Consider the following 12,536-nt stretch of genomic DNA (forward strand, 5'->3'; position numbering starts at 1 on the left):
TGATGAATACCTGGATGCTTCGATGGCCCGACTATACCTCACCTCTTGTTGAGCACCCGCGCCAACCGATCGCCTCCCAACTGAATCACCGCCACCAGCACCACCAGCAGCACGATCACCGTGAGCATGATCTGCGTATCAAAGCGCTGGTAGCCGTAGCGGTAGGCGATGTCGCCCAAGCCGCCCGCGCCAATCGCCCCGGCCATGGCGGACGAATTGATCATGGTCACCAAGGTGATGGTGAATCCGCCGACGATCCCCGGCAGCGCTTCGGGCAACAGCACATGCCAGACGATGTGCCAGCGCCGGCAGCCCATGGCCTGCGCGGCTTCGATCAGGCCGTGGTCGACTTCGCGCAGGCTCACTTCGGCGATGCGCGCAAAAAACGGCGTGGCGGCAATGGTCAGCGGGACCACGGCGGCCCACACGCCATAGGTCGTGCCGACGATCAGCCGGGTAAAGGGGATCAACGCCACCATCAGGATCAGGAACGGAATCGAGCGGAACAGATTGACGAACGCGCCCAGCACCCGGTTCAACGCCGGTGCCTGGTAAATGCCGCCCTTGTCGCTGGTGACCAGGAACACCGCCAGTGGAATTCCCACCAGCAACGCGATCAGCGACGACACGCCGACCATCAGCAAGGTGTCGATGGCGCCCTGCACTAAACGATCAAACCACATAGCCCATTACCTCCGCCTGTTGCGCCCAGTTGCCGGCACGGCTGCGCAGTTCTTCGGCACCGTGGGGCGAGCCACTCACCGCCAGCAGCAGTTGTCCCAGGGCATGGCCCTGGATGCGTTCCACGCCGCCTTGCAGCAAGCGCACGCGGCCGCCGAGCGCACCGAACAGTGCCGCCAGGTCCGGCTCTTCGGTATCGCTGCCGGTAAATTGCAGGCGCAACACCACTGCCGCCTCGGGCAACGACGGTGTGGCCTGCAACCGGCTTTGCAGCTCATCGGGCAGCCCATGTTGCAACGGTGCCAGCAGGGTTTTGCTGACCTCGTGCCGGGGGTTGCCGAACACCTGCCACACCGGGCCTTGTTCGACGATGCGCCCGTGTTCCAGCACCACCACGCGGTCGCAGATTTCGCGGATCACCGCCATCTCATGGGTGATCAGCACGATGGTCAGGCCCAGGCGTTTGTTGATCTCGCGCAGCAGGCCGAGGATCGACTGCGTGGTTTCCGGGTCCAGCGCCGAAGTGGCCTCGTCGCACAGCAGAATCTGTGGGTCGTGCACCAGCGAACGCGCGATACCCACGCGTTGTTTCTGGCCGCCGGAAAGCTGCGCCGGGTAGGCCTTGTGCTTGTCCTGCAGCCCGACCAGTTCCAGCAGTTCACGCACCTTTTGCTCACGCTGCGGCTTGGGCACGCCGGCGACCTTGAGCGGCAACTCAACGTTCTGCCACACGGTCTTGGCCGACATCAGGTTGAAGTGCTGGAAGATCATACCGATGCGCCGTCGTAGCGCCACCAAGTGGTCCTCGTCGTACTCGCCGATGTCCACCTGATCGATCAGCACCCGGCCGCTGCTGGGCTGTTCCAGGCGGTTGATGGTGCGGATCAGCGACGACTTGCCGGCGCCGCTGCGGCCAATGATGCCGAACACTTCGCCGCGCTGGATCGCCAGGTCGATACCTTGCAGGGCGTGCACGCGGCCGTCGTAGGTCTTGCCCAGGTTGATAAAGCGCACATGGGCGCGGTTCAAGTCAGGGTGCAGTTCGGTCTGGTCGGCGTCCCTGGGCGGTGAGCCCACGTCGCGCGATAGGGCATTGGCGGCGCTCATTGTTTAGCTTCCCAGCCGACTTGGTAGAGCTTGCCGAGGGATTTATCCAGCGCGGCGCGCACCACGGGCGAGTGCTGGTAGATATCGACGAACTTGATCACCCGTGGGTCGGTTTTGCTTTTCGGCTGGATCACGAATTGGATCACGTATTCCGGGTGATCGAGGCCGTCGAACAGCAGCGCGGACTCGGCGTCGAAGGTCTTGGACAGGCGGATATACGCCGGGTAGCCCTGCACCAGGTCGGCATCGTCATAGGCGCGCACCAACTGCACGGCCTCCACTTGCAGGATCTTGATCTTCTTCGGGTTGCTGACGATGTCTTCTTCGGTGGCCTTGTAGCCCACGCCCGGCTTGAGCGTGATCAGCCCGGCCTTGGCCAGCAACTGCAGGCCGCGACCGCTGTTGATCGGGTCATTGGCGATTGCCACGCTGGCGCCCTGGGGCAGATCGTCAATGCGCTTGTACCGTTTGGAATACAGGCCGACGTTGTTGATGATGCCTGGCGCGTACGGCACCAGGTCAAAGCCTGCGGCGGCCTTGGCGTTTTCCAGGAACGGGATGTGCTGGAAGTAGTTCACGTCGATATCACCGGCGGCCAGGCTGACGTTGGGCGCGATCCAGTCGGAGAACTCCACCAGCTCGACCTTCAGGCCTTGTTTGCCGGCTTCTTCCACGGCGGCTTCCAAAGGAATGGCGAAGGCGGCGGTGGTGCCGATTTTGAGCGGCGCATCGGCGGCGAATAGCGCCGAGCTGAACAATCCGAAGGCCAGGGCCAGGGCCTTGACTGGGTGGGAGAGCAGTGTTTTTTTCATAAGAGATTTCCAGTCATAAGGTGTCGGTAGGTAGAGCCGGTGTGTTGTTCGGGCAGGCGAGCGGAGCCATGAAAGACTTTTTCGCGCAGCGTTCCCTGTGCATATTCAGTCTTGTAGGAACCCCGTCGCTGCAGCTCCGGCACCACCAGCTCAATGAAATCCACATAACTCTCCGGCGTGACGATCCGCGTCAGATTGAAACCATCCAGCCCCGTTTCGCTGATCCACGCTTCCAGCTCATCGGCCACCTGCTCGGGCGAGCCAACCAGCGTGATGTAGCGCCCGCCCAAAGCGTGTTGCTCAAGCAATTTGCGCCGGGTCCAATCGTTGTTCTGCAGGTTCCTGGTGGCCGACTGGATGGCGTTGCTTTTCACGTACTGGATCGGTTCGTCCAGTTCGTACTGGGCAAAATCGATCGCCGTGGACGCCGAAAAATGTGCCACGCCGGCTTCCGCGCTGGCGTAACTCAGATACTCGGCATGCTTGGCCCAGGCCAGTGCTTCGGTGGCGCCAACGATCACGTTGAGGCCCATGAACACCTTGATGTCATCCGGATTGCGCCCGGCCTCGACCGCACTGGCGCGCACCTTGTCCACTTGCACCTTGGTCGCGGCCTTGTTTTGCCCGCTGATAAACACACATTCGGCGTGGCGTCCGGCAAACAGCAGGCCACGGTCTGAACTGCCGGCCTGGAACAGCACCGGCGTACGCTGCGGCGACGGCTCGCACAGGTGATAACCCTCCACCTGATAGAACTCGCCACGGTGCTCGACCTTGTGCACCTTGCCCGGCTGTGCATAGACCCGCGCCTGCGGATCGTTGAGCACCGCGTCGTCTTCCCAGCTGCCTTCCCAGAGTTTGTAGAGCACCTCCAGGTATTCGTCGGCCTGGTCGTAGCGGCGGTCATGCTCGACCTGTTCGGTGAGGCCCATGGCCTTGGCGGCGCTGTCGAGGTAGCCGGTGACGATGTTCCAACCCACCCGGCCACGGCTAAGATGGTCCAACGTGGACATGCGCCGGGCAAACAGATACGGCGGCTCATAGGTGAGGTTTGCGGTGAGGCCGAAGCCGAGGTGCCGGGTAACGGCGGCCATGGCCGAGACCAGCAGCAACGGGTCGTTGACCGGCAGTTGGATCGATTCTTTGAGCGGCACGTCGATGGAGTGTTGATAGACGTCATACACGCCGACGATATCGGCGATGAATAGCCCATCGAACAGCCCGCGTTCAAGGGTTTGCGCCAAGTCGGTCCAGTACTCCAAAGTCTTGTACTGGGTGGACGTGTCCCGTGGATGGGTCCACAGGCCATGGTTGATATGCCCAATGCAATTCATGTTGAAAGCGTTAAGCAGGATTTTCTTCTTGCCCATCAGATCGTCCCCCGCAGCGGCGGGTTTGCCTCGTTGAGGTAGTAATTGCCCACCGCGTGGTACTTCCAGCGCACCGGGTCATGCAGCGTATGCACGCGGGCGTTGCGCCAGTGGCGGTCCAGGCCATGCTCGGCCAGGGTCGCCTGGCTGCCGGCGAGTTCAAACAGGGTGCTGCTGGCGGCCAGGGAAATCTCGGTGCTCAGGGCGCGCACTTCTGCCACGGCGATTGAGGCGGCGGCGACGGTTTCAGCGTTGCTGTCGGCCTGGGCACGGTCGAGGAAGACGCCGGCGCGCTCAAGCAAGGCTTCGGCGGCGTGCAGGCGGATGCTCAGGTGGCCGAAGCTTTTCAGGGAGAGCGGGTCCTCGGTGGCCTTGTCGCTGCCGGCATCGATCCACGGGCGGGTTCTTGTGCGCACGAAATGCAGCGCATCTTCGAAGGCGGCGCGGGCGATACCGGTGTCGATGGCGGCGTGAAGGATCTGCGCCAGCGGGCCGACGGTGGTCGGGCGTTCGAAGGCGCTCTGGAACGGGATCACGTCCTGCGCGGCGACCCAGACGTTGTCGAATACCACCGAGCCGCTGCCGGTGGTGCGCTGGCCGAAGCCGCTCCAATCATCAATGACCTTCAGGCCTTGGCTGTCGCGCGGGACGAAGGCCAACTGCTGTACGCCGTATTCATCCACCACTGAAGTGGGGATGCGCTGGGCGTAGAGCGCGCCGGTCGAGTAGAACTTGCGGCCATTGATACGCAAGCCGTCACCGTCGCGGGTGAGGGACGTCACGCGGTCATGGGCGGTCTTGGTGCCCAGTTCAGCCAGGGCGTTACCGAAGCGTTGGCCGGCCAGGACTTCGGCGTAGAGGCGCTCTTGCTGCGCCGGGTTGCCGTTCACGCGCAGCATTTCAAGGGCGTAGAAATGGTTCTGCGGAATCTGTCCCAGGGACGCGTCGGCCTGGGCGATCAGCGCGATGACCTTGGCCAGGGTGACGTTGGACACGCCAGCGCCACCGTAGGCCTTCGGCACGCTGATGCCCCACAGGCCGGAGCGCGAGAACGCGTCCAGCTCGGGCAGGGGCAGGCGGCGCTCGCGGTCGCGCTGGGCGCTGTCGCGGCGAAAGTCTTCGGCCAGGTCGCTGGCGACAATCAGGGCTTGTTCGTCGCTGGTGATAACCGCGACGGGGTGAGAAAGGGGCATGCGTGTATCTCCAAAAGCGCTTGGGCGTGTGCAGGTCGGTCAGATCCAGGAATGGCGAGCCGGCAACGTGCCGTTCAAGCGATAGGCGCCCACGGCGTGATATTTCCAGCGCACCGGGTCGTGCAGGGTGTGTACCCGCGCGTTGCGCCAATGCCGGTCGAGGTTGAACTCGGCAAGGGTCGCGCGGCTGCCGGCCAGTTCCAGCAGCTTTTCGCTGGCCAGCAGCGCCACTTCGGTGGTCAACGCCTTGGCCTCGGCCACCGCGATCGATGCGCGGGCCGCGGACTGCGCAGTGATCGGCGCGGCGCTGACCTGGTCCAGCACGTGGCCGGCTTTGCGCAGCAGGGCTTCGGCGGCGTGCAGTTCGATCTTGAGTTTGCCGATGTCGGCGATCACATACAGGTCATCACTGGCCCGCTCGACCTTGGCGTCGATCCAAGGGCGCGAGCGTTCACGCACGAAGGCGATGGTGTCCTCAAGTGCACCGCGCGCAATACCGGCGTCGATAGCCGCCTGGATCAGTTGCGAGACAGCGCCCTGGAGGGTCGGGCTTTCGCCGATGCGCCAGTTGTCGACGACCAGCTCGGCGTCCACCGCCACCTGGTCCAGCAGCACCGTGCCGCTGGCGGTGGTGCGTTGGCCAAAGCCCGACCAATCATCCACGATGCGCAGCCCTTCGGTGCCACGGCGCACGAACGCCATGACTTGCTTGCCGTCGTCGTTCAGTGCCTTGATTGCCACCCAATGGGCAAACAGCGCGCCGGTGGAGTAGAACTTCTGGCCGCTGATGACGTAGCCGTCGCCCTGGGCGGTGATGCGCGCCTTGAGTTCCAGCGTGTTGCGCGTGCCGCGCTCCGGGCCGCCATTGCCGATGCGCCAGCCGTCGAGCACGCTCTGGAACAGTTGCTTTTTCTGACGCTCGGTGGCCGCGCCCTGCAGCAGGTGCAGGATGCCGAAGTGGTTCTGCGGGATCTGCCCGAGGGCCGGGTCTGCCGCGCTGATGATTGCGAACACGTCGGCCAGGGTCACGAAAGACACCTGCGGACCGCCGTACTCGCGGGGGATGGAAATGCTGCCCAGTCCACTGCGGGTGAACTGCTCGATCTGCGCCCACGGCAACTCGCGATCCCTGTCGCGCCTGGCGGCTTGCAGGCGCGCGGCTTGGGCCAGCTCATGGGCAGCGTTAAGCGCCTGCGCATCGTTGCGCAGCACAGCGGCCGGCAACAGCAGGGGGGCTACGTCCTGTTCACGCTGGGGGGGTGTTAGAGCCAAGTTAGACATCAGCGCCGCTCCTTGGCTGCACGTAATGCCCTGGCGTTGTGCACCGGGGTAATCCTGACCATACCGACCTCGCATTCAATGAAATAAAAACAGAAGATTCAAAGATGTCCGGTGGTCCGGTGCATATACCCTAAGCGTGTTAAATATTTAAATAAACTAACTTTTGGGAATATGCATAGAAGGGCTGTCACCCTGGTTCGCACGGTGATCCCGATGGGCGCGGCTGGTAGATCAGTGCAGCCGCCGCCGCGCGGCACTGGGCTTGGGCGGCGATGCGCAAGGTACGGGTGGGCGCCCAGCGGGAATTGTTGCCGACGCGGTCGAGAATGCAGTAGGTCACCTCCAGTCGGCAGTCGTCGCCGGCTTCGATGATCACCGTCGAAGGCACCCACAGGTGCATCGCTCGGCCGACGTTCTGGGCCTGGACCTCCGGCAGATCCAGGCGCACATCGCCCCAGCGCACGGTAATTGCATCGCCGCGGGTCATGTTCAGGTAGGGCTCGATGGTCAGGGGAATACCACGCCGTACCTGGCGGGCGTTAACGCCGTAGCGGCGGATAGTCTCGGGCAGGCTCACGGGAGCAAGATTCTGGTTTTCGTCGCAGTACAGGGGCGAGGGCTCGCCGCCCGGGTAGAGGGTTTTTACCTGTACTCGCGTCACAGCTGAGCGGGCAGGGGCGTGACCGACTTGCATGACTTGGTAATGCACCTGGGTCGAGCCATCCAGCACGAAACTTTCCGGCACGCGCAGGTGGGTAAACGCGCCGACCTTGCACGCGGTTACCCGTCGGGAAGCGGCAAAACAGTTGTTCCAGAACAGCTCGATCAGGTCGCCTTCATCCATGCCGGGATACGGCGCGATGTCGACCTGCAAATGGGTGGCGGCCAGGGCGTTGATGCCATTGCCAATGGCCTGGGGCAGCGTCGGGGCGGTGAGCAGGGGGCGCGTCATAAATAATCTCCTTGATGCAGCCAGCAGCAATCGTTCCGGACCTTTGGGCGCGGGTGCGCGGGGGACCGAAATGAACGATTCAATGAGTAGCCGGGATAGGATCCAATCCTCTGGACGCTAGATAAGAGGGTTGGCCGAGGGGCGTCAATGGAGGCAAAGGGCTAAACGGCGGGTTTGGAGATATTCAGAAGGGTCTGACTGACGCGGGGATTTTCAGGCGCATGCGCAGGGATGTTTTACAGACTGGAGCGAGGACTTCCTGTAGGAACGCGTTTGTGTGGGGGTTTGGTTGCTTGCGCCGCAGTGTTGCCAGCGCAGCATCCATGTCTACACAACTTCCGAAGGCTGACAAATCTCTCTGTAGTGAGCGGGCTTGTCCCGCGCTGGGCTGCGAAGCGGCCCCAAACCAGGCGGCCGGGTTCTATCTGGAACTCGGCGGTGTCTTTATTGGGGCGGCTTCGCCACCCAGCGCGGGACAAGCCCGCTCACTACAAGGATGTGTGGAAGCTCCCACACAGGGCCTCAGTGAGCGAGGAATTTGCTCAGGAACTGCCTTGTGCGTTCTTCCTTGGGGTTGGCGAACAGCGCCTTGGCTTCGCCTTGTTCGACGATCACGCCCTTGTCGAAGAAGATCACCCGGTTGGCAACATCGCGCGCAAAGCTCATTTCGTGAGTGACGATGACCATGGTGCGGTTTTCTTCAGCCAGGCTGCGGATGGTCGCCAGCACTTCACCCACCAGTTCCGGGTCCAGCGCCGAGGTGGGTTCGTCGAACAGGATCACTTCCGGCTCCATGGCCAACGCACGGGCAATCGCCACGCGCTGTTGCTGGCCGCCGGACAGGCGCCGTGGGTAGGCGTCTTCCTTGCCTTCCAGGCCCACCCTGGCGAGCAACTTGCGCCCCAGGGCAACAGCGGCGTCGCGCGGCATCTTCTTGACCACGGTGGGGCCTTCGATGACGTTTTCCAGCGCGGTGCGGTGGGGGAACAGGTTGAAGCTCTGGAACACGAACCCCACGTGCTGTCGCAAGCGCCGTACCAGGTTTTGCTGCTGGTTGGCGGGCTTGCTGGTGTCGATCTCGATATCGCCTACCTTGATGCGGCCGCTGGTGGGCTGTTCGAGGAAATTCAGGCAGCGCAGAAAGGTGGTCTTGCCGGAACCGCTGGGGCCGATGATGGCGATGACTTCGCCCGCCTTGACCTCAAGGTCGATGCCGTTGAGCACCACCTGATCCTTGAATTGCTTGGTCAGTTTTTCAACCACGATCATGCTTCAAGACTCCAGGTCATGCCGGTTGACCCGGTCTTCCAGACGATTTTGCAAATGCGCCAGGATGCTCGCCAGGATCCAGTAGATCAGGGCGGCGGACAGGTACATGGTGAAGATTTCGAAGGTCCGCGCAGACACCAATTGCGCCTGGCGGAACAGTTCGGGCACCTGGATGGTGGCGGCCAGCGCCGTGTCCTTGACCAGCGAGATAAAGCTGTTGCCCAGCGGCGGCAGGGCCGTGCGCATGGCCTGCGGCAGGATGGCCCGGCGCAGGGTTTGCGCACGGGTCATGCCGATGCTGGCTGCCGCTTCCCATTGGCCGCGCTCGATCGAAGCGATGGCGGCGCGCAGGATTTCACAGGCGTAGGCGGCCATGTTCAGCGAAAAGCCGATCATGGCCGCCGGAATCGGATCCAGCTCGATGCCCACCTGCGGCAAGCCGTAATAGATCAGAAACAGCTGTACCAGCAAGGGCGTGCCGCGAAAGAACGACACGTAGACCCTGGCGAGCCAACTCACCAGCTTGAAGCGCGACAAGCGCATCAAGGCCAGGCCGAAGCCCAGCAGCAAGCCGAAAAACATCCCGCCCAGGCTGAGGATCACCGTGTAGTACGCGCCCTTGAGCAGAAAGGGCGCGGAGTCCAGCGCGAGTTGGAAACCTGCTTCCATTATTGAGTGACGTCAGCGTTGAAGTACTTTTCGGACAGCTTCTTCAGGGTGCCGTCGGCGCGCAGTTTGTCCAGGGCCTTGTTCACCGCATCGAGCAGTTCAGGCTCACCTTTGCGCAGGGCGATACCGGATTCCTGGCGGGAGAACGCATCGCCCGCAGCGGCGGTGTCAGGCGCTTTCTTGGCGTATTCCAGCGCGGCCAGACGGTCGATCAGGATGGCGTCGATGCGGCCGATGCGCAGGTCCTGGAACTTGGTCGGGTCGTCGTTGTAAGTCTTGATGATGGCTTTAGGCTGGTTGTCCTTGAGCCACTGTTCGTAGTTGGTGCCAAGGCCCACCCCGACTTTCTTGCCGGCCAGGTCGTTGGCGGTCTTGATGCTCTCGACATTCTTCTTCAGCACCAGCGCTTGAATACCGGAGACGGTGTAAGGCTTGGAGAAATCGTATTTCTTCTTGCGCTCGTCGGAGATGGTCACCTGGTTGACCACGGCGTCCAGGCGCTTGGATTCCAGCGCGGCGAGGATGCCGTCCCATGGCGTGGCTTGCAGCTTGACCTTGACCCCCAGCTCCTTGGCCAGCGCTTCGGACAGCTCCACTTCGAAGCCTGTGAGCTTGCCGCTTTCATCGACGAAACTGAACGGCGGGTAGGTGCCTTCCAGGCCGATCTTGATCTCGCCCGCTTTCTTGATGTTGCCCAATTGCTCGCCGGCGATTGCCTGGCCCACAAGGCCAGCCCCGAGTGCCAGGCCCAAAGTGCCAACCAGCAACGTACGACGCAATACGGAAATAGTCATGAAGAGCCCCTGTGTTTTTATGTTGAGCGAAGCAGGTGACGCGATAGTCGTATCCTGCCTTAAAGCGCGTAGCGCGTCTTCGCCTACGGCGCGACTATAAAGCCGGTTTTTAAGACTTGAAAATAATATAAATCTAATTTCATATTCGTTTTATGAATATCACACGAGTCTAATGTGGGAGCGGGCTTGCTCGCGAAGGCAGTCTGTCAGTGGATAAATAGGCTGACTGACCCACCGCTTTCGCGAGCAAGCCCGCTCCCACATGTTCAATCCGTGTTTATTCAGTTGAACATTGAGTCATAGGCAAACAAAGCCGGGGCACCACCGGTATGCAGGAAAATGATTGGCCCGTCTTCAAACCGGTTACGCCCGATACCGTCCAGCAAGCCGGCCATGGCCTTGCCGGTGTAGACCGGGTCCAGCAGCAGTCCTTCCTGGCTCGCCAATAACTTGACCGCCGACAGGGTGCCGGCGTTCGGTTCGCCGTAGCGCGGGCCGAAATATTCGTCCCACAGGGTCACTTTGAAGGCTTCGGGAATCTGCACACCCAGCAACTCGGCGGTGCGCTCGGCCAGGCCCTGTACTTTCGGGCGCTGGGCTTCGTCGGTGCGGGAGACAGTCACGCCGATCACGGGCAGGTCCGGCAGCGCTTCGCTCAAGGCCAGGGCGAGGCCGCTGTGGGTCCCCGCGCTGCCGGACGCCAGCACCACGGCGGCAAACTCAAGGCCGCTGGCTTCGATCTGCCCCGCCAGTTCCAGCCCGGCGCGTACGTAGCCCAGGGCGCCAAGGGCGTTGGAGCCGCCGATAGGCACAAGGTAGGGCTTCTTGCCGTTGCTGCGCAGGCGATCGGCAAGGGCCTTGAGTTGGTCGTCGGCGTTGTCGAGGTTTTCGACCAATTCCACCTTGGCGTCAAACAGGTCCAGCAGCAGGCGGTTGCCGTTGCCCAGGTAGTTGGGGTCTTCGGTGCCGGTGGGGTTTTCCAGCAGGGCGACGCAGCCCAGGCCGAGTTTGGCGGCCAGTGCGGCGGTCTGGCGCACATGGTTGGACTGCAGGGCGCCGGCGGTCACCAGGGTGTCCGCGCCCTGGGCGATGGCGTCGGCGGCGAGGTATTCGAGTTTGCGCAGCTTGTTGCCGCCCATCGCCAGCGGCGTGGTGTCGTCGCGCTTGACGTAGACGTCCCTGCCCAACCAGGCCGACAGCCGCTCGAGTTTTTCCAGGGCAGTGGCGCCGCCCAGCAGATCCAGGCGGTTAAAACGGTCGAGCTGTTGTTTGATCATGGCTGCGCACGGTTAATGAATACAGGGCGACTATAGGCAGGCACTTTTCATCGGGCAACCGTCAATCGCTTATTCCGGCGGGTTCTTGCGCTCACACCATTGGTTCTTAAGGGCGGCCGGGGTGCATGCCGTAAAGTGATTGGCATTTCATCAGGAGTGAATACCGTGAGTGAACGTTCCAGCCATTGGCAATTGCAGACCATCGTCAGCCAGCTGCGCGGCGCCCGGGACCAGTGGCGAACACGCAATGGCCGCTTGAGTGGCGAGCATGGCGGCCGCGAGTTGCCGTCCCGCGAGGCCGTGGCGCAGATTCTCGAGGCGCTGTGCGGTGCGCTGTTCCCCATGCGCCTGGGGCCGGTGGACTTGCGTGAGGAAAGCGAAGATTTCTACGTGGGCCACACCCTTGACGTCGCCTTGAATGCCTTGCTGGCCCAGGCCCGCCTGGAGCTGCGCTACGCCGCGCGCCAGGGCGCCCAGGATGACAGCGAAGTCGACGCGCTGGCCATCCGGCTGATCCAGGATTTCGCCCTGGCCCTGCCGTCCCTGCGCACGGTGTTGGACACCGACGTACTCGCCGCCTACCACGGCGACCCGGCGGCGCGCAGCGTGGACGAAGTGCTGCTGTGCTACCCGGGCATCCTGGCGGTGATTCACCACCGCCTGGCCCATCACCTGTATCGCGCGGGCTTGCCGCTGCTGGCGCGGATCAGCGCCGAAATCGCTCACTCCGCCACTGGCATCGACATCCACCCCGGCGCGCAGATCGGCCCGAGCTTTTTCATCGACCACGGGACCGGCGTGGTGATCGGCGAAACCGCGATCATCGGCGAGCGCGTGCGCATCTACCAGGCTGTGACGCTGGGCGCCAAGCGGTTCCCGGCGGATGAAGACGGGCAACTGCAAAAGGGCCATCCACGCCATCCGATTGTCGAGGATGATGTGGTGATCTATGCCGGCGCTACGATCCTGGGGCGCATCACCATCGGCAAAGGGTCAACCATCGGCGGTAACGTCTGGCTGACCCGCAGCGTGCCGGCGGGGGCGAATATCACCCAGGCGAACGTGCAGCTTGAGGATGGGGCGCAAAATAGCTAAAGGTGGCGCAGATCCCCCTGTGGGAGCGAGCACGCC

General features: G+C 62.7%; 12 protein-coding genes. 1 reads left to right on the plus strand and 11 read right to left on the minus strand.

The window, feature by feature from the left end; genetic code table 11:
* Positions 1-38: 38 nt before the first annotated feature.
* From H0Z09_RS03230 to H0Z09_RS03280, 11 genes are all read right to left on the minus strand, one after another.
* Positions 39-683 (minus strand): methionine ABC transporter permease, encoded by a 645-nt coding sequence (locus tag H0Z09_RS03230; RefSeq protein ID WP_076951560.1) that lies wholly within the window; start codon positions 681-683, stop codon positions 39-41.
* On the minus strand, positions 673-1,788 hold the full coding sequence (locus H0Z09_RS03235; protein WP_186687256.1) for an ATP-binding cassette domain-containing protein: 1,116 nt from the start codon (positions 1,786-1,788) through the stop codon (positions 673-675). The genes H0Z09_RS03230 and H0Z09_RS03235 overlap by 11 nt, the downstream gene beginning before the upstream one ends.
* On the minus strand, positions 1,785-2,600 hold the full coding sequence (locus tag H0Z09_RS03240; protein ID WP_186687259.1) for a MetQ/NlpA family ABC transporter substrate-binding protein: 816 nt from the start codon (positions 2,598-2,600) through the stop codon (positions 1,785-1,787). Before H0Z09_RS03240 ends, H0Z09_RS03235 begins: the two co-directional genes overlap by 4 nt.
* Entirely contained in the window at positions 2,597-3,970 is a 1,374-nt protein-coding gene (locus H0Z09_RS03245) for an LLM class flavin-dependent oxidoreductase (RefSeq protein ID WP_186687262.1), read from the minus strand. Before H0Z09_RS03245 ends, H0Z09_RS03240 begins: the two co-directional genes overlap by 4 nt.
* Complete coding sequence (locus H0Z09_RS03250; protein ID WP_186687266.1) at positions 3,970-5,163, minus strand: SfnB family sulfur acquisition oxidoreductase; 1,194 nt, start codon at positions 5,161-5,163, stop codon at positions 3,970-3,972. Before H0Z09_RS03250 ends, H0Z09_RS03245 begins: the two co-directional genes overlap by 1 nt.
* 39 nt (positions 5,164-5,202) lie before the next feature.
* The gene (locus tag H0Z09_RS03255; RefSeq protein ID WP_186687275.1) at positions 5,203-6,444 is read right to left on the minus strand and encodes an SfnB family sulfur acquisition oxidoreductase; all 1,242 of its coding nucleotides are present in this window, start codon (positions 6,442-6,444) and stop codon (positions 5,203-5,205) included.
* A gap of 187 nt (positions 6,445-6,631) precedes the next feature.
* Entirely contained in the window at positions 6,632-7,396 is a 765-nt protein-coding gene (locus tag H0Z09_RS03260; protein WP_186687278.1) for a hypothetical protein, read from the minus strand.
* Between the two features lie 522 nt (positions 7,397-7,918).
* On the minus strand, positions 7,919-8,665 hold the full coding sequence (tcyN, locus tag H0Z09_RS03265) for an L-cystine ABC transporter ATP-binding protein TcyN (protein WP_076951567.1): 747 nt from the start codon (positions 8,663-8,665) through the stop codon (positions 7,919-7,921).
* A gap of 3 nt (positions 8,666-8,668) precedes the next feature.
* The gene (gene tcyL / locus H0Z09_RS03270) at positions 8,669-9,334 is read right to left on the minus strand and encodes a cystine ABC transporter permease (RefSeq protein WP_186687281.1); all 666 of its coding nucleotides are present in this window, start codon (positions 9,332-9,334) and stop codon (positions 8,669-8,671) included.
* Positions 9,334-10,128 (minus strand): cystine ABC transporter substrate-binding protein, encoded by a 795-nt coding sequence (gene tcyJ / locus H0Z09_RS03275; RefSeq protein WP_186687284.1) that lies wholly within the window; start codon positions 10,126-10,128, stop codon positions 9,334-9,336. Before tcyJ ends, tcyL begins: the two co-directional genes overlap by 1 nt.
* 281 nt (positions 10,129-10,409) lie before the next feature.
* Positions 10,410-11,405: a D-cysteine desulfhydrase gene (locus H0Z09_RS03280; protein WP_186687286.1), complete on the minus strand. Its 996-nt coding sequence runs from the start codon at positions 11,403-11,405 to the stop codon at positions 10,410-10,412.
* Between the two features lie 165 nt (positions 11,406-11,570).
* On the opposite strand from H0Z09_RS03280, the gene epsC reads away from it, so the two are divergent.
* Positions 11,571-12,500, plus strand: coding sequence for a serine O-acetyltransferase EpsC (epsC, locus tag H0Z09_RS03285; RefSeq protein WP_186687289.1), 930 nt, complete (start codon positions 11,571-11,573; stop codon positions 12,498-12,500).
* Positions 12,501-12,536 lie beyond the last annotated feature (36 nt).

Origin of the sequence: Pseudomonas sp. SWRI18, from assembly GCF_014268345.1 — a bacterium.
Classification (GTDB): Bacteria; Pseudomonadota; Gammaproteobacteria; order Pseudomonadales; family Pseudomonadaceae; genus Aquipseudomonas; species Aquipseudomonas cedrina.

Coding starts and splice junctions, on each gene's coding strand:
- H0Z09_RS03230 (WP_076951560.1), bottom strand. CDS start 683: ATGTGGTTTGATCGTTTAGTGCAGGGCGCCATCGACACCTTGCTGATG.
- H0Z09_RS03235 (WP_186687256.1), bottom strand. CDS start 1,788: ATGAGCGCCGCCAATGCCCTATCGCGCGACGTGGGCTCACCGCCCAGG.
- H0Z09_RS03240 (WP_186687259.1), bottom strand. CDS start 2,600: ATGAAAAAAACACTGCTCTCCCACCCAGTCAAGGCCCTGGCCCTGGCC.
- H0Z09_RS03245 (WP_186687262.1), bottom strand. CDS start 3,970: ATGGGCAAGAAGAAAATCCTGCTTAACGCTTTCAACATGAATTGCATT.
- H0Z09_RS03250 (WP_186687266.1), bottom strand. CDS start 5,163: ATGCCCCTTTCTCACCCCGTCGCGGTTATCACCAGCGACGAACAAGCC.
- H0Z09_RS03255 (WP_186687275.1), bottom strand. CDS start 6,444: ATGTCTAACTTGGCTCTAACACCCCCCCAGCGTGAACAGGACGTAGCC.
- H0Z09_RS03260 (WP_186687278.1), bottom strand. CDS start 7,396: ATGACGCGCCCCCTGCTCACCGCCCCGACGCTGCCCCAGGCCATTGGC.
- tcyN (WP_076951567.1), bottom strand. CDS start 8,665: ATGATCGTGGTTGAAAAACTGACCAAGCAATTCAAGGATCAGGTGGTG.
- tcyL (WP_186687281.1), bottom strand. CDS start 9,334: ATGGAAGCAGGTTTCCAACTCGCGCTGGACTCCGCGCCCTTTCTGCTC.
- tcyJ (WP_186687284.1), bottom strand. CDS start 10,128: ATGACTATTTCCGTATTGCGTCGTACGTTGCTGGTTGGCACTTTGGGC.
- H0Z09_RS03280 (WP_186687286.1), bottom strand. CDS start 11,405: ATGATCAAACAACAGCTCGACCGTTTTAACCGCCTGGATCTGCTGGGC.